The following is a 25,704-nucleotide window of genomic DNA, read 5'->3' on the forward strand; positions in this document are numbered from 1 at the left end:
AAAGGCTGAAACCAGTTTTAGTAAAGGTATGCCAGCAAAGCAGAAGAAAGCGATGCGCAGTACAGCTTATCTTGAAAAGGTATTGAATTTATAGTGTTTTTTCATGCTCTTGCCCTGGGACTATTACCTACTTCGAATTTTTCTTATTTGATTTACTTACTTTTTTAAGTATTGTTTTTTTACTTTTTATATCAAAAAAAATATAATTTCAATTTATTTGATAATTGGTTTATCTATAAACATGTCTCTTTTTTTTGCGATGTATATTGATTATGAAGTTTTGTATAACGATGAATTTTGGTGGTTATGGTGGGTATATATATTAGGTGTAAACACTGTGGATTTTTTGATGATAGCTATATTCTTTATAAACAAAGATTTCTTGGGTTTAGACATGGCTAAAAAATGGCTAATAAATAGTACTGTTAAGGGAAAAGTTAATGGCTGACATACTTTGGAGAATTGTTGATTTAGGGTCCAATGTAGGCATACTATTTACTTGGTTTATCTTAATTGCATTTTTATATAACTTGTCTGCTAGTATAAATAAAGTTGATAAAAGCAGAGTTCATTTGTCACTTATAATGTTGGTATCGTATATTTCTAGCCTGTTTATGGATACAAGTACTGCAACCCCTCATTTAAATTACTTTTATTATGACTTTGTTACCATTGGTATTTTACTGCTTTGGTTATTTGCATATGAAAAAACAGTACCAACTGCTTTTTACTACTTAATTGTAGGTCTTTCTATCAACGCATTCTTGTTTTTAGGTATGCATTACGACATTGTAATTGCTGAAACACGCTACTATTGGTGGTTTTGGACGGTCTATGTCTTTGGTATGTATTTTATCGATTTTACCATGGCACTTGTACTTATTATAAACAAAGACTTGTTAAAATTAGTATGGCTAATCAAAAAGCTAAAACCTAGTTTTGTTACAAAAACGAATTAGCGTATATTTTTATACGCTAATGTAAGGTAAGAGTGCAATCTAATTACTGGCGCCATCACCAAGTTTAGTTTTAAGCGCTTTGACTATTATAGGATCTACAAACTCACTAACATCCCCATTGTGGCGGGCTACTTCTTTAACGAGCGTTGATGAAATAAATGAGTTTCGCTCTGCAGGTGTTAAAAATACACTTTCTAAATCCGGATTTAGGCGGCGATTCATATTAGCTAATTGAAATTCGTAGTCAAAGTCAGATACAGCTCTAATTCCACGAATTAAAACATTGGCGCTATGCTCTTTTGCTAAATCAGCGAGCAGACCTGAAAAACCAATTACTTTAACATTATCTAAGTGGCTTAAAATACTGTTTGCAAGTTCAACACGTTCTTCAAGGCTAAAGCAGGGCTTTTTACTCGGATTATGTGCAATAGCGACTAGCACGGTATCAAACATTTTTGCAGCACGCTGAATAAGATCGGTATGGCCATTTGTAAGCGGGTCAAAAGTACCTGGATAAATTGCAGTAATGTTCATAAAGTTCACTATCTATTATTTTTTCGCTAGTCTAACAGTGTTTTTTACACAAATCAGCTTTGCTAAAAAACAGGTGTTTTACTAATACGCTAAAGGGTGGGAAATAGTGTTAGAGTGTTTTAATGGTAAATATTTGTTTATACTGCATAGCTTGTTATAAGTGTAATGTAGTCCATAAGATAATTAGAGTGTTAGCATATGAATACCAAGGATAAAATAATACACACCAGTATTTCGCTATTTAATGAGCAAGGTGAACGTGCAATATCAACTAATCATATTGCATCACATTTAGGGATGAGCCCGGGTAATCTTTACTATCATTTTAAAAATAAAGAAGACATTATCCGTCATATTTTTGCGCTTTACCGCGAGCACCTAAGTACACACTTTAAGCCAATTAATAAAGATGACGATGCTTTTAGTCATTTAACCGCTTACCTAGATTCGTTATTTGAATTGATGTGGCGCTATCATTTTTTTTACGACAACCTTGGCGACATACTCTCCAGAGACAGTGATTTAAAGCAAGCCTATATTGATTTTCAGCTTGAGCTATTAGAGCAAGTACGCAAAATAATTATTGGCTTACGCGATAGTGAAATGATTGCTATTGATGAGCAAGATGTAATTGAATTAGCACATACCTTAAAATTAACGGTTAGCTTTTGGACGCCTTACATTAAAGCGCGTAGACCAAGTGGCACACTAGCCGAGCAAGATATATATCATGGTATTTTAAAAGTACTTACGCTATTTAGGGCGTACAGCACGGATAAAAGTATCGATAAAATGAATCTATTACGAGAAAAATACACAGAATTAGCACAACAAGCTTCAGCGGTTGTATAACAACTGCCTTTTGGCTATTTCCTAGACGCTGAATTTTTTGCTATAATCGCGCGCCAAATGCCTGGGAGCGCGAATTCCCGCAGTCTAAGAGTGAACTATGCTTAAATTTATCGTCAAACTACATCCTGAAATAGCCATTAAAAGCCGTTCGGTACGTAAACGCTTTACTAAAGTGTTAGAAAATAACATTAAAATTGTATTACGCCGTGTTGACGAAAAAGTACAAGTAAGAAATAACTGGGACAACATCTCAGTTGTAACCAAAATTGAAGATCCACAAGTTCGTCTTGATTTTATCGACAGCCTTAAGCGCATACCTGGCATTGTTCAGTTTATTGAAGTAACTGAAACACAATTTGAAACTCTTGATGATATTTACCAAAAAACAATAGCGCTAGTTGGGCATACAATTATAGGTAAAACATTTTGCGTACGTGCAAAGCGTATTGGGCAACATGATTTTACGTCTACTGATTTGGAGCGTTATGTTGGAGGTGGTTTAAACCAGCATATTGAAGGCGCAAGTGTGAAGCTTAGCCACCCAGAAGTAACAATACGCCTAGAGATAAAAGACGATAAAGCTTACATCGTTTCGCAAACACATTACGGCATGGCAGGCTTCCCGTTACCAACTCAAGAAGATGTACTGTCGCTTATGTCGGGTGGTTTTGACTCGGGTGTAGCCAGTTATCAAATGATCCGTAAAGGTGCACGTACACACTTTTTATTCTTTAATTTAGGTGGCGCGGCACACGAAATTGGTGTTAAACAAGCAAGTTATTACTTATGGAAAAAGTACAGTTCAACTCATAAAGTTAAGTTTGTAACTGTTGATTTTGAACCTGTAGTGGCAGAAATCCTCGAAAACGTTGAAAACAGCCAAATGGGTGTAGTACTTAAACGTATGATGATGCGCGCAGGTAGTGTTGTAGCGCAAAAGTTAAATATTCAAGCACTTGTCACTGGTGAAAGTATTGGTCAGGTATCTAGTCAAACATTAGCGAACTTAAGCGTGATTGACCGTGTAACCGAAACGCTTATTTTGCGCCCACTTATTCAACATGATAAACAAGAAATTATTAATATTGCTCGCCAAATTGGCACAGCTGAAATGGCTGAAACGATGCCTGAGTACTGTGGTGTAATTTCTAAAAAACCAACAGTTAAAGCTAAAATTGACGTTATTCTTGGTGAAGAAGAGAAGTTTGACTTTGATGTGCTTGATACTGTTGTAAATAACGCGCGCATCATGGATGTACGCGATATTGACGTTGAAGCTAAACAAGAATTAAAAGAAGCTGAATCAGTCGCAGATTTACCAGTAGGGTCTGTTGTTGTTGATATTCGTTCACAAGAGGAAGAAGAAGCCTCGCCTCTTGAGATTGACGGTATTGAAGTTGTGCACTTACCGTTTTTTCGTTTAGCGACTAAGTTTGGTGACTTACCAAAAAACACTGACTACTACTTGTATTGCGATAGAGGTGTAATGAGCCAACTACAAGCGCTTATGCTACACGAGCAAGGCTTTGAAACTGTAAAGGTGTATCGCCCGTAAAGTTGAGTTAAATTTTATAAGCGTGGTTTAGACCACGCTTTTTTTTGCCTGCATTTTAGCAAGTAGATCATCGTTATATGGTGTTTTAATATTATAGAGCTTACCTTGCTCGCTAATATAACCACAAATTGCCATTATTTCTGTTGATCTATTATGAGCTGCGTCTTGTTGCATTGAAGAGTAGTTTTCTGAGGTGAGGGTCATTACTTTATAAGCAGTTGTAAGTGCGTTAATTAAAGTTATATTGAGGTTTTGTGCTTTAGCTATGTTACATGCTTCAGTTAATAAGTTAATAATGGTTGAGTTGTATTGAGGCGCACGTAACTCACCGTTTTTAACATTATGCAAAGCACTAAGCGGATTAATTGCAATGTTAACCATCAACTTTTCAAAACGTAATTGTTGAATGTTGTTAGTTACAGTTAAGCGAGGAATTTCTTTTAATAGCTCGGTTATATCTGCTGCATTTTTAAGTGCTAATTCATTACACCCACCAATAACACTCTGCCCATCACCAGTATGCTGCACAATATATTGATTTGATTTAAAACCAGCCATAGTCGTGGTTAAAAAGTATAGTGCTTGATGATTACTTAGCTGATTGTTTAGCGTTTTAACATTTCCCATACCGTTGTGCGAGAGTATTACGCTAGTATGCTTTGATAAAAAAGGTCTGACTTGTTCAAATGCACTTTGCACCTGAAAAGCCTTAACGGTAAATAAAATTATATCAAATTCCGCTAAACTATTTAGTTGATTTAACGAAACAAAATGAGCATTTATTTTTTTTGAAGCGTAGCCATCTCGGCTATAAAAGCGTGTGTTATTGGTATTTTTACGTGTTAAAACATTTACATTATGCTGTGCGCTTAAAAAATGGCTAAATAATAAGCCTATCGCACCATCACCTACTACAAGAATATTAGTCATATGGGTTCTTTTTGCGAGTAATAAAAATAGCTTTAATTAAAAAGTAGCTTGCTGCACCTGCAAAATCAGCAAAAAAATCACCTAGAGATGCTTGTCTATAAGGAAGGGTATCTTGCATTATTTCTATTGAAGCGCCATAGCCAGCTAATAAAAGTATTTGCACATACAAAGGTATTTTAAATGCTTTATCCATTATTATGGCAAGTATAAAAAAAATCCCAAAATGAGCTACTTTATCAACATGAGGAAATAAGTTTACAACACTACCTTTTACTTCTTTGGCAAATAAAAAGGTAAACGCTACGATACTGACTAAAAAAATTGCTTGATAAACACGCCTTGTCACGACAAATCCTAAAATCGCTTAAAAAAGAAACTTAAGTATATCAAACTAATTTAGTATCGCACCTGAACAAGATGCAGAAAAATGTAAAGATTTATAATTTTAGCGTTATAATTGCGGCATAAAATTAAGATTAAATAGTTAGGAGCAAACCAATGCCTTCATTTGATATTGTATCTGAAGTAGAAATGAACGAAGCTAAAAACGCAGTTGATAACGCAAACCGTGAGCTAGAAACTCGCTTTGACTTTAGAGGCGTTGACGCATCTATTGAGCTAAACGATAAAACAATTAAGCTTAAAGCTGAAGCTGATTCTCAGGTTATGCAATTATTTGATATTTTGGCTAACAAAATATCTAAGCGTGGTATGGATGTATCAAGCTTAGAACTTCAAGATATTAGCCGTGCAGGTAAAAATGTTTTTCGTAATGTAGGCTTAAAGCAGGGCATCGAAAAAGACATGGCTAAAAAGGTAGTTAAAGCCATTAAAGATTCGAAGGTTAAAGTACAAGCAGCCATTCAAGGTGAAGAAGTTCGCGTAACAGGTAAAAAGCGTGACGATCTTCAAGAAGCAATGCAAGTAGTTCGTAGTGCTGATTTAGGACAACCTTTCCAGTTTAAAAACTTCCGCGATTAATACGCTACATTTTAAGCATAAACTATTTGGTTTATATGCTTTGCTTCAATCGTTTTATGTATTTAGTACATAGCGATTGAAGCTCTTTTTACTTCTAAAATCACCACTTCTTCTCATACATTATATTTTGATATCACCTAACATAATGACTAAGCGTGTTTTTTATAAAAAGATTAAAATGTATGAAGCCCAACCTTAAGTTACAAAAAGTTATTAGCTTAATATAAATTCGTAACAAACATCATCTATAAAAATGTGATCTAATATACTTTAGTTGACTTTGGCTATATAGACGTCCATTGACATTTGTAAACAAAATACTCACAATAGCGAAATATTTTCAAGGTGCTTAATAGATGCTTCACACAGTGAATTGTCTAGCTAGATAATCGGGAAGTTGGTGCGTTTTATTCAAATAACAATCCCAACACTGCCCCCGCAACGGTAAAGTATTAACACATATTAATAGGTGTTTACTGAGTCCGGAGACCGGCCTTGATACAATCTTACTTACTTAAATCTTTGCGGTGGGCAAAGGTAGGGGACATCATGTTAAACAAAACAACTCTAGGCGTTGCAATTTCTGCTGTGCTTTCATTTTCTGTGTCTGGTACAGAACAATCAATTGAAAAAATAACCGTTACAGCTAATAAATTTGAGCAATCAATCAATGACGTTTTAGCAAGTGTAAATGTTATTGAGCGTGCTGAAATAGAAGCAAGCAACGTACGTGATCTACCAACATTATTAAGCAAGCAGGTTGGTTTTCAGGTTAATCCAAACGGTGGTTTTGGTCAAAATACAGGTGTGTCACTTCGTGGTACTGGCTCTGGCGATACGTTAATTTTGATTGACGGTGTGCGAACGGGTTCTGCAACACTTGGTCAAAAAGCGTTAAGTAATGTGCCGCTAAATAGTATTGAGCGTATTGAAATTATTAAAGGTTCACGCGCAGCTGTTTATGGCTCTGATGCATTGGCTGGTGTTATAAACATTATAACGCGAGAGTCTGATAATTTATCTGTAAGTGCTACGTTTGGCTCAGATGCTTATCAAGATTATCAGGTAGCTGGTTCTGTAAAGTCAGGCGATGTTACTACTGCGTTTAATGCAGGTTTTGAAAAAACAGATGGCTTTGATGCACTGCAAGGTGTAGCACCCGATGAAGATGGCTATGAAAATAAAAACCTTGGTTTTAAAGTAAATTACAGCGATACACACTACGGCGACTTTAAAGTGTTAGGTCAATACAGCGAAGGTTTTGCAGATTACGATAGCCGATTTAGTTCAGCCGATAGCAATATTGAGCGAGGGGACTTTAAAAATTATCAACTTTCTGCTGGTTGGAATAAAAGCTACACAAATCAAATGCACAGCATTGATATTGCTATTTCAACAGATGACTCACAAGATACCGCATCATTTGGTGTGAGTGATTTTATAACTAAGCGTGTGCAATTAGATTATAACGGTCAATATATATTATCAGAAGAGCTTAGTATTAGCGGTGGTGTTAACTGGTACAACGATGATGTATCGCACAGTTCAACGCAGTATGATATGCAAGAACGTGATGTATTGGCAGTATTTGTTGGTGCTTATTACAATGCTGAAAAAGTGTTAGCTAATTTAACAATTCGCCAAGACGATGATGAGCAGTTTGGTGACGAAACAACATATACAGCCGCTGCGGGTTACCATTTATCTGAAGACGCCACGTTCCGCATAAGCCAAAGCACTGGTTTTAAAGCGCCTACATTTAACGATTTATACTTTCCAGCTTTTCCTGGTTTTCCACCTTCATCTAATCCTGATTTAGAGCCTGAAAAATCATTAAATCGAGAGATTGGGTTAAATGTAGATTTTGATATAGCAAGTGTTGACGTTGCTATTTTTAGAAATGATATTGAAGATAAAATATCTTTAGATTCTAACTTTTTTCCTATCAACTTAAATGAAGCACGCTACGAAGGGGTTGAGTTTAGCCTGTCACAGCAAATATTTGGTTTTGATAGTAACCTTAATTTTGCCTACTTAAGCGCCGAGGACAAAGAAACGGGAGCTGAGTTACGTAATGTTGCTAAACGTACTTTTAATTGGGAAGTTGCAAAACAGTTTGGTGCTTTTGACGCAAGCTTAGATATGCAATATCGCAGTGACCGAGAGGGTACTGTAACGCGCTTAGGCTCTTACACACTTTGGGACCTAGCGGGCAATTATCAAGTAAATGAGCACATTGAGGTTTCGCTTCGTGTAGAGAACTTATTTGATAAAGAGTACAACGCGGTTGACTCTAACGCTGACTTTACAACAGGCGAAATATATTACTACAACACGCCAGAGCGCCGCTTTTTTGCGGGTGCTAGCTACCAGTTTTAATAATGTTTAATAATTAAATATTATTAAACTAAGTTGAAAAAAAACAAAAGCCCGGAAAGTTACCGGGCTTTTTGCTGTTTATTTTTAAGTTATATCAACCTGCATAAACCTCTAAACAATTTAACGGGTTAAATCACACGCTAACGTCGTTAAAATTTTTTATTTAGAACCACTAAATATAAAATTCTTTGTCTAGTTAGAGCGCAATATTATTATCCTTAAATAGCTCCTATATTTATGCAGATTGGTATTAATCAGTTAAAAACTCTTTAAATACAGTTTCAAACTTGTGCAGTTTAGGTGCAATCAAAATACTACAGTAACCTTGCTCTGGGTTTTCGTTATAGTAATCTTGATGATAATGCTCTGCTGGGTAATAAATAGTAGCAGGGCTGATTTCTGTCACAATAGCTTCAGTTACATGGCTTTGTAGTTGAGCTATCATTTCGTTAGTTTGTTTTAGTTGGATTTCATCATGGTAATAAACAACGCTTCTGTATTGCGTACCTACATCGTTACCTTGTTTATTTAGCTGGGTTGCATCATGCAAAGTAAAAAACATAGCGAGTAGAGTCTCATAAGTAACAACTGAGCTATCAAATTCAACTTTAACTACTTCTGCATGACCTGTGGTGCCAGAACACACTGATTTGTAGGTAGGAGTATCTGTATTTCCACCTGTGTAACCAGAGCTTACATTTAATACACCATTTACACGTCTAAATGCAGCATCTATACACCAAAAACAGCCGCCACCAAATGTTGCCACTTGCGTTGTTGAGCTCATAAGTATTCCTAAAAATATGTAGAAGGGTTATGCAGAGCATAAATTGTATACGCCGCAACAACAAGGTTACGGCGCTATACGAAGGTTAGATCTCTTCTAAAGGTTTTTCTGTGGCTTGCTTGTCGAGTTTTTGCTGTAAAAACTCTGGTGATTGCGTATTACGCGCCAATGCATAATAAGCAGCAGGCACTACAAAAAGAGTAAGTAAAGTGGATACAACCACACCGGTGAATATTACAACACCAATTACCATACGACTTTCAGCGCCAGGACCTGAAGCGAGTACTAATGGTACAGAGCTCATTACCGTTGTTAGTGAAGTCATAATAATTGGACGCAAACGTTGAGTAGCCGCTTGTAATATTGCTTCACTAAACTCAATGCCTTTATCGCGTAACTGGTTAGTAAATTCGACTATGAGTATACCGTTTTTAGCACTTAACCCTATGAGCATTACAATACCTATTTGGCTGTAAATATTAAGAGTAAGCCCTGTAGCCCAAAGTCCGAACATAGCGCCCATCAAACCAAGCGGTACAGTAAGCATAATCACAAATGGGTGCATAAAGCTTTCAAACTGCGCAGCAAGTACTAAAAAGGTAACCGTTAGAGCAAGTATAAATACGTAGGTCATTGCTGAAGCACCTTCGTAATATAACTGCGATTCGCCTTTGTAATCTATTGCACCATCAATGTCGTTTTCCTCCGCAGCTACTTCATTTAAAAAGTTAAGTGCTTGTTCTAATGTATAGCCTTCGGCTAAATTAGCACTAAGTGTAATTGCACGCATACGGTTATAACGGTTTAAACGTGATGCAGTTGCTTCTTCTTTTAAACTAATAAGACTATCAAGTGGCACGAGTTCGCCGCTACGAGATTTAAGATAAATATTTGAAATGTCAGTAGGGTTCGTAAAGTCTTCTTTTGTACCCTTTAAAATTACATCGTACTCTTCGCCACGGTCAATAAAGGTAGTAACACGGCGCTGACCCAACATTGTTTCAAGCGTTGTGCCAACATCTGATACAGATACACCTAAATCAGCCGCTTTGTTTTTATCAATACTGACTAAAAACTGCGGGAAGGTTTCTTTGTAGTCGTGGTCTAGTTTTAGCAAGCCTGGGTTTTGTTCTGCACGTTTAATAATACGGTCGCGCCAATCGGCAAGTTGATCATAGTCGTTACCTTGCAGTACAAATTCAAGAGGCTGAGATATACCTCTACCGCCAATGCCGCGTCGCATAATTGCAAATGCGCGTACGTCAGTAACTTCTTGCATTTTACCGCTTATTTCGTCCATTACTTCCCATGTTGAACGTTTGCGTTTATCCCAATCTGCCATACCAACAATAGCTACGCCGCCACTGCTACCAAAGCCAGGAACTCGAACAAGCACACGGCTTAATTCGCCAGCTTCAGAGTAGGGAATAAGGCGTTCTTCAATTTTAGCCATGTTAGCCGCGTTGTTTTCGTAACTAGCACCTTCAGGACCATTCATTAGTATGAAGAAAGTACCACGGTCTTCTTTAGGTGTGAGTTCAGATGGAACTTGTAAAAATAGTGAGTAACTTACAAATCCTGCAAGTAATAGGCTGACCATTAAGCCCCATTTACGGGTCATGTTAGTGGTAAGTGAATTACGGTAGCTTGATTCTATTTTGGTAAATTGACGGTCCATCCATTGGCTAAATTTATTTGGCTTATCAGATACTTTCAATACTTTAGAACACAACGCAGGTGCAAGTGTTAGTGCCGTAACACTTGAGAAAAATACAGCGGCACTCACCGCCATTGCAAACTCAGTAAATAACGCACCAATACGACCATCCATAAATACCAATGGTACAAATACCGATATAAGCACAAGGGTAGTTGCTACAATTGCAAAGCCCACTTCGCGTGCGCCTCTGTATGCAGCAAGTAGTGGTGGCTCGCCTAATTCGATACGTCGGTGAATGTTTTCAAGCATTACAATCGCATCATCAACAACTAAACCAATGGCAAGCACTAAGGCAAGTAGAGTAAGTAGGTTGATTGAGTAACCCATGGCTAGTAAAAACATAAAGCTACTAACTAACGCTACAGGTACGGTTACCGCAGGAATAAGTGTTGCTCGTATATTACCTAAAAACAAAAATATAACTAAAACTACCAATCCCATCGAAACGGCAAGGGTGCTATATACTTCACTTATTGATTCTTTAATAAATACAGATGAGTCGTAACTATCTTGAATCGTTGTGCCTTCTGGCAAATTGCGTTTTATTTTTTCGAGCTCACTACGGGCATTGTCTACTACCGTTAATGTGTTGGCTTTGGCTTGTTTTACAATCCCTAAACCAATCATGTTACGACCATTACCGCGAAATAAACTTTCGTCATCTTCAGCTTCTAGACGTACATCTGCAACTTCGCCTAAGCGAACTAAATAACCTTCTTCACCTCGTTTAACTACTAAGTTATTAAAGTCGCGCTGATCTTTGTAACTACGTGCTGTACGTACTGTAAAATCACGATCGATTGATTCTATTTCACCGGCTGGTAATTCTACGTTTTCAGTGCGTAATGTATTTTCTATATCGCTTGAAGTAATGCCTCGTGCAGCCATTGCTTGGCGGTTTAGCCAAATTTTCATGGCGTATTTACGTTCACCACCAATGCGCACATTAGATACACCATCAACAACCGCTAAGCGGTCTACTATAAAGCGCTGTGCATAGTCAGATAGCTGTAATGAGTCCATTTTATCGCTGTTTAATACAAACCAAACAATCGGGCTTTCATCACTATTTGATTTAGATACTTCAGGTGGGCGTACTTGGTCTGGCAGGCTGTCTAGCGCACGCGCTACACGCTCACGTACATCGTTAGATGCTGCATCTATGTCACGATTAATATCAAACTCAATAGTAATATTGGAACGACCATTTTGACTCGATGAGTTAATACTTTTAATGCCTTCAATACCCGATATACGGTTTTCAATTATTTGGGTTATTTTAGTTTCTATAATTTCGGCAGATGCACCTGTGTATTCAGTACTAATATTTACTATTGGTGTTTCAATGTCTGGGTACTCACGTAGTGGCAGCATCGTAAATGCTACCATTCCAAAAGTAAGAAGAAGTAAATTAATTACAATCGCAAAAACGGGGCGCTTTACACTCGTATCGGTAATTTTCACTAATTACCCCTTAACGCTTACTTTACTTCCAGTGCGGATTTTTATCAGCCCTTCAGTAACAACTTGCTCACCACTTGCTAGACCTTCATCAATAGCAACCCAGCCATTATTTCGACCTGAAACATGCACTTCAATTCTGTTAGCAATACCGTCTTTAATTTGAAATACATAGTGTTTATCTTGTAAAGGGATAACTGCTTTTTCTGGCACCATCAATGCTTGATTACTGCTTAGTTCTAGCGCTGTGTTTAATAGCATACCTGGGCGTAACAAACCTGATTTATTAGCAAAGCTTGCAGTTACTTCTACGCTGCGTGTTACAGAATCAATACGTGAGCTAATATGAGTTACTTTGCCGGTAAAGGTTTGACCAGGGTAAGCATCATTTTGGGTTAATACTTTCATACCTATAATAAGTTGCGCTAAGTATTTTTCAGGAACTTTAAAATCAACTTTAATAATGCTAACGTCATCAAGAGTTGTAATAACCGTTGTGTTATCAAGGTAAGCACCAATTGATATTTCACGTTTACCTAGAAGGCCTGAAAAAGGAGCGGTGATTAGCATTTCATCTAATTTTGTTTTAGCGTTTTCTAGTTGAGCTTCTGTTGCATCAACGCGAGAGAGCTGCTCCTCTAATAACGATTTAGCTGTTGATTGCGAACGCGAAAGCTCTGTTAAGCGATTAAGTTGACGTTTTTCTTCTTGTAAGTTAATACTAAGTTCTTTAACGGTTAGTTGTTCTTGCTTATTTTGTAATTGAACTAACTTTTGACCTTTACTGACTAAGTCGCCATCTTTAAAATAAATATCTGTGACATAATCGTTTTGCGCACTATTAATGTAAATCGCTTGGTTAGCGCGCGCGCTACCAATTGCTTCAATCATTACTGCGTTTTCTTGTGAGCTTACTGTATGCGCAGATACCTGCGTAGATTTTTGAGATGGATCTGCTTGCTTGCCATGGCTTGATGGTAAATATAAATAAACACTAAATATTAAAAGTAACGCAATAATAAATGGAAAAAGCGCTTTTCCTGATTGTCTTGAGTACATCGTTTTCACACCTGAAAATTAATTGTAAGTATTGTACGAAATAAGACCGGAAAAAGGCTGTTATGTGTCTCGTTAATTTGTGCGTTAAGCGTAAAAGTAATTAATATTTATGGGGTGTACCTTTTTTTATATATCAATAGGTTAATATATGAACTTTAAAACATCCTGTAAGGTTTGTTTAACAACTCGAAAAGTAGTGCTGTGGGCTATAATTATGTTTGTATTTTATATGGTGTTTTACCAGCATGGATAATCAAGATAAACAAAATGTTAAATACAGAGCGCAAGGTGCTCGTAATGGAATGGAAGTATTAATAACGGGGGCTATCGGATTGATTTTTATAATGGGATTTAACTTATTACGCCCTGGCGAAATTAGTATCATCGAAATATTTTTAGTCAGTGTTTGTATTGTGGCTGTTTTTGTTGGTTTTTTAAAAACTCAAGAACCTTTTTATAGTTTAATGCTTAGCGAATCTTCGCTGGTTTATAAGCATAAATACGGCTATTGGAGCTTGGCTCATCATAATTTTCATCACAGCGGTATCCCTAAAGTTGAGGATGGATTTGAGTATTTAGAATTAAATGCTGTAGGCGTGAAAGTAAATGATATTGATGAGTTTTTAGCAAGTATTGCCCCTCGTATAGCAGGTAAATTACTCATAGAGCAACGACATTTATTTATGCAAGTTGTTCAAAAACATTGCAAAAATGGCAATTGCCCATCAGAATGGTTAATAGAAGATACGCAACATACATCTCAAAATGGGATTAGCTATAACGGACTTATTGCTATGTTTGCAAATAGAACAAAGCATCTTCAACAATTAACAGGTTACGATTTGTTATTACCTGCCAGTGTTTTAGATACAGATATTTGGGGGTTTAGCGCTAACTTAAATAAATGGAAGCGCGAACCCTCTCAGTTTATAGCATCGGAGCTAGGTGATTAAGCTACGGTAAGTAGGAACAGTAATGAGCCAAGAAAGATCCTTCATTAAAAGTGGTAGAAACACCATAATACATAAAGATAAAAAACTTGATTTAGTGATTGTAAATTCTGAGATTCATCCTCGAATTAAAGTAACACAACATGGTTTAGAGCCGTTTAAAGAAGAACTACCAAAAAATAGACGCGACGCAAAAGAGCGCTACCTCGAAATGGTTTATATTAGTAGTGCCGATATTTTTGGTGAAGAAAAACAATTATTATTTATTCAGGCATTAGATGGGCGCGAATATAAAATAGATTACAGTAAAGTAGGAACAAAGCTGTTTGTGCGTATTCATCAAGATGCTTATATGTAATGTTTGATGGCATCTTTATTGCTTGTAATTACATTATAGTAATTATTTGACATAAAAAGGTGCTGCGTATGAAAGCGTTTGCTTTAATCCCTCTCATTTCTTGCGGTTTACTTAGTGCGTGTGGAGGCGGTGGTGGTAGTAGTGATAGTACAGCTGTAGAAACATCTGTTAACGCTGGAATTGATTTACAAATTATCGAAAAAACCGAATTCACCATTACTGCACAGGGCTCTCCCGCTAATGGCACATTTACTTGGCAGCAAGTTAGTGGTCCTAGTTTAGAGGGGTTTCCGCTTGACGGAGCAGAACAAACAATTACGGCTCCTGATATAAAAGCCGATAGCAATATTATTTTAAGGGTGAGCTATCAAAGCTCAGGAAGTAACGTTGTTACAGACGATATTTCTATTTCTGTAAGTTCTAATAATCAACTGCCCCTTGCGGTTATAACGCAAACACTGCCCGAAACACTTCCTTCAGTATATAAAGATACCGTAACCCTCAGTGGTGTTGAGTCAAATGATCCGGATGAAAATGGTCAAATTGATAGCTATTTTTGGCAATTATTATCTGGTCCTGATTTAGATATTACGAGTTTTAATGAGTCAACACTTAGCTTTTCTCATCCTTTATTGGAAAGTAATGTGAATTTATCTTGGCAGTTAACGGTAACCGATGATGAAGGCGGTGAAGCAAGTACCCAATACTCAATTACACTTAATAAAACAAATGAGTTAGTGGATGCAAATGCGGGTGAAGATCAGGATATTGAAGAGTTTGAACAAGTAACGTTAGATGCCACCAGTAGTGAAACCGTTACAGATACATATCAATGCCGCTGGCAACAACTTACCGGTAATGCCGAAACATTAAGTAACAGCAATCAATGTACAACTACATTTACTGCCTCTGATGTTGATACTGACACCATATTGAGTTTTGAAGTGACAGTAACTGATTCAAAAGGGCGCACCGATACAGACTCTTTATTTATAGATGTATCGCCAAAAGCGCTGGGGCTTATAAATGATAGTGGTGTTGGCGAATGTTATAATAATACACAGCGTATTAACTGTGCCAGTGATGACTTTCCTGCTCAAGATGCAGAGCTTGGTCGTGATAGTTTTGCTAATCGATTAGATAAAGTTGGCAAAGGTAATTTAGCATTTGATTACACAAAGCTAAATGAATTTGCTGATGAGGTTTCAGATGACAGCAACTCCTTTAGTTGTGTGCGTGATAATGTGACCGGGTTGGTTTGGGAAGTGAAAAGTGTGAATTCTGGGACTTTACCAAATACGTCCGTGCGTGATGGTCAAAACCATTATTTTTGGGATTTAGGCGACACTGAATTTACAGATACAAGTACTGCTAATACTACTTGTCCAAATGGCACTAGTTGCGGAATACAAACGTATGTAAATGAAGTTAACGCGCTTGATTTTTGTGGTGGAACAAATTGGCGAGTCCCTACTTATACAGAGCTATTAAGCTTAATTGATTACGGTAAGCAAGCTCAAAGTGTATTAATAGATACTGATTTTTTCCCTAATTTACCAGATGAAAGTGCACTTAACCACTTACGTTATTGGACCTCACAAACGGCGGCCGATGGTACAAGCTTATCGCAAGCGTACATTATTGATATGAGTGATGGCAACGACCTTGCTTATCCAAAAAATAATACGGCGTATGTTCGTTTAGTTAGAAGTCGTTAGGAGAAAGCTATGAAATTTAAATTACTATTAACAATAGCAGCGATGGGTTTTAGTTTTAATGTTGCTGCTGAGCAAACGTGCTATGCCGGCGCTGATACAACAACACCGACAGATCAGTTTACTATAAATACTGATGGCACAGTATCTGATAGCGAAACAGGTTTAATGTGGCAGCGTTGTAGCTACGGCCAAGTTTATAATAGTGAAACAAGTGCGTGCGATGGCTCAACGCCCTCGTTAACATGGCAAGAAGCGCTTCGCGGCGCGCTAAATGATACCACTGCAGATTATGATGATTGGCAAGTACCTAATATCAAAGAGCTCGCCAGTATTTTAGAGCACAGCTGCACAGAACCAAGTATTAATGAAAATGTGTTTTTTGGTACTAAGCTGCAAAATTATTGGTCTAATACTTCAGGTGTCAGCAATATGAGTTCTGCTTGGGTGTATCAGTTTGATAGTGGACTAAATAGCCTGCATGCAAAAACAAGCAGTGTGTATTTACGATTAATGCGTTACGAAAAATAAATGTTTATTACTCATGCGCAGCACAATATTGTGTTGCGTATTTTGTCTTTTACATAAATTTACGTTATTTCAATAATAAAGCACTCACAGTGTTGTCACTGAGCGTGTTTTTTTGCCATTATAGGCCGTGATTTAATTACGAAGGAACATCACGGTGTATTTAAGCTATTTTGGTCTGAATGAAAAACCTTTTTCCATCTCACCTAACCCTCATTATTTATTTTTAAGTGAACGACACAAAGAAGCCTTAGCACACCTTACCTACGGATTAGGGGAGGACGGTGGTTTTGTATTATTAACAGGTGAAGTAGGAACCGGTAAAACCACTATTACCCGAAGTATGCTTGAACAGTTACCTGAAAACACGCAAGTGGCAATGATCCATAACCCAGCGCTTTCAGAATTAGAATTGTTAGCAAGTATTTGTGACGAGTTAAATATTAACTACGATACACAAAATGCAACGCTTAAAAGCCTTACGGATATTATAAAAAAGCACCTCGAGACAAATAATAAAGCGGGTGGGCACACCATACTTATTATTGATGAAGCGCAGCTGCTAGCGCCTGGCGTGTTAGAACAGTTACGCTTATTAACTAATATAGAAACTGACCATAAAAAATTATTACAAATTGTTTTAGTGGGGCAACCTGAGCTACAAGAATTACTAAAACGGAATGAACTGAGACAACTCGCTCAAAGAATAACGGCGCGTTATCATTTACTGCCCCTTACACAAGGGCAAACCATTGCATACATTAAACATCGGTTACATATTGCAGGATGTGATAAAGGAATATTTTCGTTGGATGCTATGCAAGCGGTTCACCAGTTAACTGGTGGTGTTCCTCGGCTTATGAATTTAGTTTGTGAGCGAGCTTTAGTTGGCACATTTGCTAAGCAACAATTAATTGTTGATATTGATATTATTAAAAAATCAGCTCAAGAATCTCTTCCAATGGATTTTATCGCTTCAACTAATACGCCACAAAAAACAGTGCCGCTTTTATCATATAGCTTTAGCTTTGTTGCTTTGTTTGCAGCAGGTGTTGGGCTTTCATTTATATTATAGTTGGGTTAGTTATGTCTTATTTATTAGATGCTTTAAAGCAATCGCAACAAACAGATATGAGCGCTGAGCAATATGATTTGCAATCGGAACAGTTAAAACAACAGCAAGCTTTAACACGTTACCGTAGGCTTGCTTTAGTTTTTGGCACAAGCTTAGCTGCATTTATTGTTGTAGCGGGTGGTTTTGCTACAGGTAAGTGGCTACAAAGTGAAAGCGTTGAAAATATAACAACGACTACAAAAATACAGGCAGTGCCTGTTAAAGTAGCATCTGAAAAAGAATCTAAAGCTTTAGATGAATCAGATAGTAATGCTCAGTCGCCTTTACAAGGCGTTGCTCAAAAGACGGTTCAGCAGCAAGCACCTCAGCAAGCAGTAAAGAGTCAAACTTTGCAAGGGCAGTTAGTTTTTGTGCAAACACCAAATGGTGTTCAGCAAATGTTATTAACACCGCAAGGGCAATATATGCCAATGGCGCCTAACCAAGGCAATGTTGCACCAACGAGAAATCAACAAGTTTATAACTCTCAAGCTTATGGTTCGTCAGTTCAGGCTAATCAACAAGGTTATAGCCAAGCTAACCCTAATCAGCAAAGTTATCAGCAGCAAACTCAAAGTGTACCTGAGCTTCAATATAATCAACCTCAGAATAATCAACCTCAATATAATCAATCGCAAAATAATCAACCGCAGAATATAGAATCTGCGCAGCTTGATATGAGCAAATATAAAGTATTGGGTCGTCAGTTAAGTAATAAACAAAATATGGTAAATGATCCAGAACTTGATGCAGTGTCTAACAAGCTTAAAGATGCATTTGCCCAAGCAGTTCAAGAAACTCAAGAATCAAATGATTATGAAGTAACACAAGGGACGTACCATTCATCAAGAGTTAGACCAGTAGAGTTATTACCTGATGGACTACAAATTATGTTGCCGCCAATAAAGTATCAAGCACATATTTACTCATCGAGTAACGATAAGCGCTGGATAAAACTTAATGGACGAGAGCTTCATGAAGGCGAAAGCATTGGAGCGCTTACAGTACAAGAAATTACACCAGAGCAAAGTGTGCTGGATTTTGATGGGTATGAATTTAGTTTAAAAGCCTTACAAGACTGGCCTGAATAAAACTGTTGGAGCTACTTCAATATGCAGTTAACTGCGTTCAATGAAGTAGCTTAATACACTTAAGGTAAAATAGAATTTTTGTAAAAACGCTCTAAATCAATATTATATTCTTTGGCTTTAACCGCAGCCTCAAGCGAATCTGAAGTTTTTTTGCTTGATAAATCAATGTCCTGAATTTGCGTGTAACGGCTATGTTTAGCGCTATAGAATGTTTTAACCACCGGTTTTAATGGTGCTGTTGGGTTGCTTTCTGTTACTAACCCTACTTTTTGGCTGGAGAGTTTAACTAATGTACCCACTGGGTGAATACCAATACATTGAATAAACTTAGTTAGTAATATAGGGTCAAAGCTGTCTGGGCATCCATCTTTCAATATTTTAAATGCCTTGATTGGCTCCATACCGGCTTTGTAAACACGCTCTGCTGTAAGTGCATCATAAACATCTACAATAGAAGCCATGCGTACGTATTGGCTTATTTCATCGCCTTTTTTACCAAATGGATAGCCTTTACCGTCCAGTCGCTCATGGTGCATACCCGCTATATCAATAGCAACACCAGTTAATCCTGACTCTTCTAAAATTTCTTTACTGAAAAGTGAGTGCATTTTCATTATCTTAAATTCGTCATCGGTAAAGCGACCCGGTTTGTTAAGGACCTCATCAGGGATTTTTATTTTACCAATGTCATGTAATAGAGCACCCGTTGTTAGCTGCTCTATAATTTCTTTTTCTATTCCTAAGTGCTTTGCAAAAATACTCATTAAGATAGATACATTAATAGAATGTTCGAGCAGATAGGCATCTTTTTGACGCATTTGTGTGAGGCACGCTAGTGCATCTTGGTTTCTAAAAACAGAGTCCATAAAGCCACTAGCAAGTTCTCTAAATGGCGCAATATCTATATCTCGACCCGCTTTTATGTCTTTAAATGCTTTTATTTGCAGTGTTTTTGCTTCGTCGTAAAGCTTTTTAGCTTTTCCCATTTCTTGCTCGGCGCTATGCGTTTTTTGCCAAGGATCTCTTTTAATTTTTACTGATGGTATTTTGGCTGGTTCTTTTTCAGGAACTGAATCGACGAGTGTTTTATCAGGGTCAATTTCTACTTCTAAAATGCCTGCTTTTATTAGTTTATCTATACTCGACTTAGTTTTAACCCAGCCTTGGCTTTTTACTTTTATTTTACCAGTCTGCTTTGTAACATTTTGCACAAACATACCAGGGAGTAATTGTGAGATAGGGAGTATTTTCAAATTTACGACTTCTGCTGCTAATCTTCTATCAAATTAACAAACTTATACGGTGTTACCTAATAAAAAAGGCACTTTACAGTGCCTTTTTTTTATTTTTAACTAAAAAAGTATTAGATTAATTAATCATCGTCTTCGACGAGTGTCATTAGTGATGTGTTACCACCTGATGCCGTTGTATCAATACTGATAGTTTTTTCGGTAATAAGGCGTTTAATTAGCGTATCGTAATACTCTGAGCTAATTACCGGTAAAATAGCACCTTTACGTTGTGCAAGCTGTTGGCTAAAGTAGCCTAAACGAGACGAACGAGCAGCAACTACCGCACCCGCTAAATGAGGGTGAGCCAAAATAGCTTGTAACTGATTAGGTTTAGCTACTTGAAAAACACCTTCAGCAACACCGGTAGAGATAAATTTATCTTTAAAGGCGACTGCTTCATCATAAAACAACTCAGACGCTACTGTAATTACCGTATTACCCGCTGCAATAGCGGTAATAATAGATAATGCCCAGAAGTTAAATGAAGTGCTCTTATCTGCATAACATACTACACAACCACGTGCCTCTAGATGAAGTGTATTAGACTCACCCGTTGGTCCAGGAAGGGTTGTAAATTTACGCATGTGTTTTTCAAGGCGATTAAGTTGTGCGCGCGCTTCAGATAATGTTAATGCTAAATCGTCTGCTAAATCGTCGATAATTTCTACCGTAGCAACTTTAGCAAGCAATTGACGCACAGCTGAAACTCGGTCGTTTAATGGAGTTGCACGCCAGATTTTTTCATCTCGCATTGAATTAGCCATTAGCTTTTTAACTTGCTCATTTGCACCGCTGTAGTGGTGTAAATCAAGTTCGTCTGGCGTTAGGTTAGTCATTTGTACGTTATCTGGTGATGCTTTTTCTTTCACTAAGCGTTGTAGGTAGTTAGGGCCACCAGCTTTAGGACCAGTACCTGATAAACCACGGCCACCAAATGGTTGCACACCAACAATTGCACCAATCATGTTTCGGTTAATGTAAACATTACCTGCACGTGACATTTTAGCAAGGTACTCACAACGCTCTTCAATACGTGAGTGCACACCCATTGTTAGACCATAGCCCGTGTTATTTATTTGATCCATTACATCGTCTAGTTCGCTCGATTTAAAGCGAACAATATGAACACATGGACCAAATACTTCGCGCTTAAGTACTGATAAGTCTTTAATTTCATATAAACGAGGAGCAAAAAAGAATGCACCGTTTTGCGTATTGTCAGGAATTTTGCACTCGTAATGAAGTGTTGCATTGCCTTTTAAATACTCAACGTGATCGTTTAAGTTTTTAAGTGCTTTTTCGTCAATTACAGGTCCTACGTCGGTAGAAAGTAACGATGGATCACCAATGTGTAATTCAGCTAATGCGCCTTTAAGCATTTCAATAATGCCATCGGCTACGTCTTCTTGAATGAACAAAACACGAAGAGCTGAACAACGTTGACCTGCACTTTGAAAACCAGAGCTGATTACATCATCAACTACTTGTTCAGGAAGGGCTGTTGAGTCAACAATCATACAGTTTTGACCACCAGTTTCTGCAATTAGCGGTACTTGAATGTCGTTACGAGCAGCGAGTGTTTGTGAAATGATGGTACCTGTTTCGGTAGAACCCGTGAACATAATTGCTTGAATTCGCTCATCAGGCACTATCACTTTACCTACTTCGCTACCGCGAGCAATAACAGGCTGAACAACATGCTCAGGTAAACCAACAGATAGCATAAGTTCAATTGCACGTAATGCGATTAAGCTTGTTTGCTCTGCTGGTTTTGCAATAACTGTATTACCAGTAACAATAGCAGCAGCAACTTGACCTAAGAAAATAGCGAGAGGGAAGTTCCATGGGCTAATACATAAAATAACGCCACGGGCTTCAAAACGCTCATCTTGCGATAAGTCTTCTGCGCGCGCTGCATAATAACGACAAAAGTCTACGGCTTCACGTACTTCATCAATACCGTCTTGCGCTACTTTACCTGCTTCTTTAATACATATAGCAACGAGTTCGTCATGATGACGCTCTAAAATATCAGCAATTCGACGCAGCAAATTAGCACGCTCTTTTACTGATGTTTGCGACCATGATTCAAAAGCAGCTTCAGCATTAGCAAGCAATACTTTCATTTCTTCGCCAGTTTGCAATTTAACGTGACCAATAATTTCTTTATGGTTAGCTGGGTTTTTAACTGCAAGCGAGCCTTCAGGTACTTGGCTTTGCTCAATTAAATTTTCGTTAAACCAGATTTCAAGGTTTTCTTTGAAAGGGGTAATAACGTTTATATCGGTTAAATCCATGCCTTTAGAGTTAGCGCGTTCTTCACCGTATAAATCAATTGGCATTTTAATTTGCGTATTGTACTTATTACGTAAACCTTGCAGTGTTTCAACTGGATCTGGCAGTAACGATTCAACAGGTTTAGTTGTATCTACAATTGCATTTACAAATGATGAGTTAGCGCCATTTTCTAGTAATCGACGTACTAAGTAAGCGAGTAAGTCTTCGTGCTGACCTACGGGTGCATATACACGACATTGGATTTTTTCTTCGTTAACGATTTGGTCAAATAAAGATTCACCCATACCGTGCAAACGTTGAAATTCAAAGCCTGTGTTATCACCTTTTGCAACTTCTAAAATAGTGGCAGCAGTATAAGCGTTATGCGTTGCAAATTGCGGGTAAAGTACGTCGCGCGCTTCGAGCATTTTAATTGCACATGCTTTATAAGAAACGTCAGTTGTCGCTTTACGTGTAAATACAGGGTAGTGGTCTAAACCGTCTTGCTGTGTGGTTTTGATTTCTGTATCCCAGTAAGCGCCCTTAACCAAACGTACCATCATTTTACGACCAACACGGGTCGCAAGTTCTGTTAGCCATTCAATAACAAAAATAGCGCGCTTTTGATACGCTTGCACAGCTAAACCAAACCCTTGCCAATCGCCTAAATCTTTATCGCTAAATACGGCTTCAATAACATCAAGAGAAATATCTAGACGGTCTGCTTCTTCTGCATCAACGGTAAAGCCGATATCGTATTTTTTAGCAGCAAGCGCAAGCTCTTTTAGCTTTGGTACAATTTCTTTCATTACACGGTCTTTATGAGTGAACTCATAACGAGGGTGGATTGCTGAAAGCTTAACTGAAATACCTGGGCTTTTTATTGGACCACGACCATTTGCCGCTTTACCAATAGAGTGTATTGCATTCATGTAGCTGTCAAAGTAACGCTTCGCATCTTTCATTGTGCGCGCGCCTTCGCCTAGCATATCGTAAGAGTATACATAGCCTTTTTGCTCTGTATCGGCAGCGCGTTCAATTGCTTCGTCAATGGTACGACCCATAACGAATTGCTTACCCATAATTTTCATAGCAAAATTTACAGATTTACGAATAACGGGTTCACCTAAACGACCAATGGTCTTTTTAAGCATACCAAACTGCTGTTCTTTCGTTTTGTCTGTGTAGTTAACCATTTTACCGGTAACTAGTAGGCCCCAAGAAGACGCATTTACAAATAAAGAATCGCTGCTTCCTAAGTGAGAACTCCAATCACCTTTAGCTAGTTTGTCACGGATTAAAACATCCTGTGTTGCTTTGTCTGGAACGCGAAGTAAAGCTTCGGCCAAACACATTAATACTACGCCTTCTTCACTAGAGAGTGAGAATTCATTTAAAAGCGCATCAACACCGCCTTGCCCATCTTGCTCTTTACGAATGTTTAAAACAATCTGGCGAGCTCTTTCCCATGCACGACTTCGTGCTTTTACACCTACTTCTGCAAGCGGTAAAATATGATCAATAACCGCATTCTCGTCAATGCGGTAAAAGTCACGAATTTTCTGTCTAATAGGACAGTGTGTTGTCAAATCGCCTTTGAATAACATAAGCAACTCCCAGGAGTGTTTAGATTTAAAGTAAAATTAATTACCAATAAATTACCAGTGATATAGTGAGTGCATTCTAATTAAATTTCAGCAGAATATGCTGGTTAAATTTCGCGTTTTACGATAATTTACAGGGCATAAATTTAACTTATCCGCATAAAATTCTGTTATGACAATTCCAAATAGATTACGCATGCTAGATCGTATCGATTTAGCCATATTAGACGTTCTACAAAAGAACGGCAGAATTTCAAATGTTAACCTCGCAAAACAGGTTAATTTGAGTGCAAGCCCATGTCTTGATCGTGTAAAACGATTAGAGCAAGAAGGCTATATTGAAGGCTACTACGCTAAGCTTAGCGAAGCAAAACTTAATCAAAGTTTAGTTGCGCATGTGCAAGTATCACTTGTTGCTTCTAACACGGCTGTGTTTAAGGTATTTAGAGAACATATTTTAAGAATACAACAAGTAGTTGAATGCGATATGGTTGCTGGTGGTTATGATTACTTATTAAAAATACGTGTTTCTAATATGGAAGAATATAGACAAGTTCTTGGTGATTTAGTCGATATTCCAGGCGTTGGTACGCATCATACTTATATGGTGATTGAAAAAATTAAAAAAGACGACGGATTAATAATAGATATTTAATTTATTCTAAAAAGTACAGATAGTGTGAGCTTGCGGCTAAAGCAAGCCCACAATTAAAATTAAACTAACTTTCTAAATCGCTTTTATTAATTGTAATAACGCGTTGTGGGAATGGGATTTCAATATCAGCGTTATTAATTGCTTTATAAACACCACCGTTAATTGCAAGTTTGGTTTCGATGATCTTTGTAGTAGGTACCCAATATCGGTAGCTTATTGTAACGCCGCTATCGGCAAAGCGTTCAATACCAACTTGTGATAATGGAGTTTGCGCTACTAATTCATGTGCTTTAAGTACGTCTTCAATAAGGCTAATTGCGTTATCAGAGCAAGCGCTATAAGCAATATCTATTTCACCTTTTACTAATGAGTAACTAAATGAGTTATGAAGAATCTCGCCAACAATGTGTTTGTTAGGGATTGTGATCTCTACTTTTTCTTCATTAATTAAAATAGTGTATCCCAGCTCTATTGTTTTAACCTGACCACTTACATTTTTAACTTCAATAGTGTCGCCAACTACAAAAGGGCGAGTAGCTATAATAGCAAGACCGGCACCATAGTTAGAGAGCATTCCTTGCAGTGCTAAACCAGCACCTAATGATGCGGCACCAATAGCAGCTACAAAAGGTGTTACGCTTATCCCTATTTTGCCCAGCGCAATAATTATAACCATTACAATTAGCAACACTTTTACAACGCTACTCACAAAATTAGTGAGCGTAATATCAACGTTATGGCGGGTCATTAAGCTTGCTACAATTTTTGCAAGCTTTTGGGCTATCCACAAACCAATAAGGACGATAAAAATAGCGCCAACAATTTGCATACTGTAGGTAACCATATACTCAGTAAGCATGGTGTAATATTTTTCAAATTGTTCAATTTCAGAACTGATCATAA

General features: G+C 37.6%; 21 protein-coding genes and 1 riboswitch. Of the genes, 12 read left to right on the forward strand and 9 right to left on the reverse strand.

Annotation, left to right across the window (positions count from 1 at the left end; translation table 11 throughout):
* Positions 1-440: 440 nt before the first annotated feature.
* Positions 441-959, forward strand: a complete 519-nt coding sequence (locus I6F65_RS09730) for a hypothetical protein (RefSeq protein ID WP_197112674.1) — start codon at positions 441-443, stop codon at positions 957-959.
* A 39-nt stretch (positions 960-998) separates the two neighbouring features.
* On the opposite strand, the gene coaD is transcribed toward I6F65_RS09730, so the two are convergent.
* Positions 999-1,493: a pantetheine-phosphate adenylyltransferase gene (gene coaD / locus I6F65_RS09735; RefSeq protein ID WP_024611896.1), complete on the reverse strand. Its 495-nt coding sequence runs from the start codon at positions 1,491-1,493 to the stop codon at positions 999-1,001.
* A gap of 198 nt (positions 1,494-1,691) precedes the next feature.
* Between coaD and I6F65_RS09740 the strand changes: the two genes are divergently transcribed.
* Positions 1,692-2,345: a TetR/AcrR family transcriptional regulator gene (locus I6F65_RS09740; protein ID WP_024611897.1), complete on the forward strand. Its 654-nt coding sequence runs from the start codon at positions 1,692-1,694 to the stop codon at positions 2,343-2,345.
* Between the two features lie 97 nt (positions 2,346-2,442).
* Positions 2,443-3,900, forward strand: coding sequence for a tRNA uracil 4-sulfurtransferase ThiI (gene thiI / locus I6F65_RS09745; RefSeq protein WP_024611898.1), 1,458 nt, complete (start codon positions 2,443-2,445; stop codon positions 3,898-3,900).
* 27 nt (positions 3,901-3,927) lie between these two features.
* On the opposite strand, the gene I6F65_RS09750 is transcribed toward thiI, so the two are convergent.
* Both I6F65_RS09750 and I6F65_RS09755 read right to left on the reverse strand, forming a co-directional pair.
* A complete protein-coding gene (locus I6F65_RS09750) occupies positions 3,928-4,830 on the reverse strand; it encodes a ketopantoate reductase family protein (RefSeq protein WP_197112676.1) in 903 nt (300 codons plus the stop codon).
* Complete coding sequence (locus I6F65_RS09755) at positions 4,823-5,176, reverse strand: VanZ family protein (RefSeq protein WP_197112678.1); 354 nt, start codon at positions 5,174-5,176, stop codon at positions 4,823-4,825. Before I6F65_RS09755 ends, I6F65_RS09750 begins: the two co-directional genes overlap by 8 nt.
* Before the next feature lie 152 nt (positions 5,177-5,328).
* Between I6F65_RS09755 and I6F65_RS09760 the strand changes: the two genes are divergently transcribed.
* Together I6F65_RS09760 and I6F65_RS09765 are read left to right on the forward strand one after the other, a co-directional pair.
* Positions 5,329-5,811 (forward strand): YajQ family cyclic di-GMP-binding protein, encoded by a 483-nt coding sequence (locus I6F65_RS09760; RefSeq protein ID WP_024611901.1) that lies wholly within the window; start codon positions 5,329-5,331, stop codon positions 5,809-5,811.
* Between the two features lie 326 nt (positions 5,812-6,137).
* Positions 6,138-6,324, forward strand: a riboswitch (cobalamin riboswitch).
* 36 nt (positions 6,325-6,360) lie between these two features.
* Positions 6,361-8,190: a TonB-dependent receptor gene (locus I6F65_RS09765; RefSeq protein WP_197112680.1), complete on the forward strand. Its 1,830-nt coding sequence runs from the start codon at positions 6,361-6,363 to the stop codon at positions 8,188-8,190.
* Positions 8,191-8,440: 250 nt separating this feature from the next.
* Here I6F65_RS09765 and msrA read toward each other — a convergent pair whose 3' ends face one another.
* The 3 genes from msrA to I6F65_RS09780 all read right to left on the reverse strand — a co-directional run bounded on the left by msrA (position 8,441) and on the right by I6F65_RS09780 (position 13,217).
* The gene (gene msrA, locus I6F65_RS09770) at positions 8,441-8,977 is read right to left on the reverse strand and encodes a peptide-methionine (S)-S-oxide reductase MsrA (protein ID WP_024611903.1); all 537 of its coding nucleotides are present in this window, start codon (positions 8,975-8,977) and stop codon (positions 8,441-8,443) included.
* Positions 8,978-9,062: 85 nt separating this feature from the next.
* Positions 9,063-12,161 (reverse strand): efflux RND transporter permease subunit, encoded by a 3,099-nt coding sequence (locus I6F65_RS09775; protein ID WP_197112682.1) that lies wholly within the window; start codon positions 12,159-12,161, stop codon positions 9,063-9,065.
* 3 nt (positions 12,162-12,164) lie between these two features.
* A complete protein-coding gene (locus I6F65_RS09780; protein WP_024611905.1) occupies positions 12,165-13,217 on the reverse strand; it encodes an efflux RND transporter periplasmic adaptor subunit in 1,053 nt (350 codons plus the stop codon).
* A 245-nt stretch (positions 13,218-13,462) separates the two neighbouring features.
* On the opposite strand from I6F65_RS09780, the gene I6F65_RS09785 reads away from it, so the two are divergent.
* The 6 genes from I6F65_RS09785 (at position 13,463) to I6F65_RS09810 (ending at position 18,973) form a co-directional block, all read left to right on the forward strand.
* Positions 13,463-14,170 (forward strand): DUF2982 domain-containing protein, encoded by a 708-nt coding sequence (locus I6F65_RS09785; protein WP_166110413.1) that lies wholly within the window; start codon positions 13,463-13,465, stop codon positions 14,168-14,170.
* Positions 14,171-14,192: 22 nt separating this feature from the next.
* Entirely contained in the window at positions 14,193-14,525 is a 333-nt protein-coding gene (locus I6F65_RS09790; RefSeq protein WP_024611907.1) for a hypothetical protein, read from the forward strand.
* Positions 14,526-14,593: 68 nt separating this feature from the next.
* Positions 14,594-16,243: a DUF1566 domain-containing protein gene (locus I6F65_RS09795; RefSeq protein WP_166110416.1), complete on the forward strand. Its 1,650-nt coding sequence runs from the start codon at positions 14,594-14,596 to the stop codon at positions 16,241-16,243.
* 9 nt (positions 16,244-16,252) lie between these two features.
* Positions 16,253-16,771 carry a DUF1566 domain-containing protein gene (locus I6F65_RS09800; protein ID WP_166110419.1) on the forward strand — a complete coding sequence of 173 codons (519 nt, stop codon included), beginning with the start codon at positions 16,253-16,255 and terminating at the stop codon, positions 16,769-16,771.
* A gap of 154 nt (positions 16,772-16,925) precedes the next feature.
* Positions 16,926-17,843 (forward strand): ExeA family protein, encoded by a 918-nt coding sequence (locus tag I6F65_RS09805; RefSeq protein WP_166110422.1) that lies wholly within the window; start codon positions 16,926-16,928, stop codon positions 17,841-17,843.
* A gap of 11 nt (positions 17,844-17,854) precedes the next feature.
* Positions 17,855-18,973, forward strand: a complete 1,119-nt coding sequence (locus tag I6F65_RS09810) for a general secretion pathway protein GspB (protein ID WP_197112684.1) — start codon at positions 17,855-17,857, stop codon at positions 18,971-18,973.
* Positions 18,974-19,032: 59 nt separating this feature from the next.
* On the opposite strand, the gene I6F65_RS09815 is transcribed toward I6F65_RS09810, so the two are convergent.
* On the reverse strand, positions 19,033-20,226 hold the full coding sequence (locus tag I6F65_RS09815; RefSeq protein ID WP_197112686.1) for an HD-GYP domain-containing protein: 1,194 nt from the start codon (positions 20,224-20,226) through the stop codon (positions 19,033-19,035).
* Between the two features lie 119 nt (positions 20,227-20,345).
* Positions 20,346-24,149, reverse strand: a complete 3,804-nt coding sequence (gene putA, locus I6F65_RS09820) for a bifunctional proline dehydrogenase/L-glutamate gamma-semialdehyde dehydrogenase PutA (protein WP_197112688.1) — start codon at positions 24,147-24,149, stop codon at positions 20,346-20,348.
* 169 nt (positions 24,150-24,318) lie between these two features.
* On the opposite strand from putA, the gene I6F65_RS09825 reads away from it, so the two are divergent.
* Positions 24,319-24,801, forward strand: a complete 483-nt coding sequence (locus tag I6F65_RS09825; RefSeq protein WP_024611914.1) for a winged helix-turn-helix transcriptional regulator — start codon at positions 24,319-24,321, stop codon at positions 24,799-24,801.
* A 64-nt stretch (positions 24,802-24,865) separates the two neighbouring features.
* On the opposite strand, the gene I6F65_RS09830 is transcribed toward I6F65_RS09825, so the two are convergent.
* On the reverse strand, positions 24,866-25,702 hold the full coding sequence (locus I6F65_RS09830; protein WP_197112690.1) for a mechanosensitive ion channel family protein: 837 nt from the start codon (positions 25,700-25,702) through the stop codon (positions 24,866-24,868).
* Positions 25,703-25,704: the final 2 nt, after the last annotated feature.

The sequence above is a fragment of the Pseudoalteromonas sp. SWXJZ94C genome, assembly GCF_015864385.1.
GTDB lineage: Bacteria > Pseudomonadota > Gammaproteobacteria > Enterobacterales > Alteromonadaceae > Pseudoalteromonas.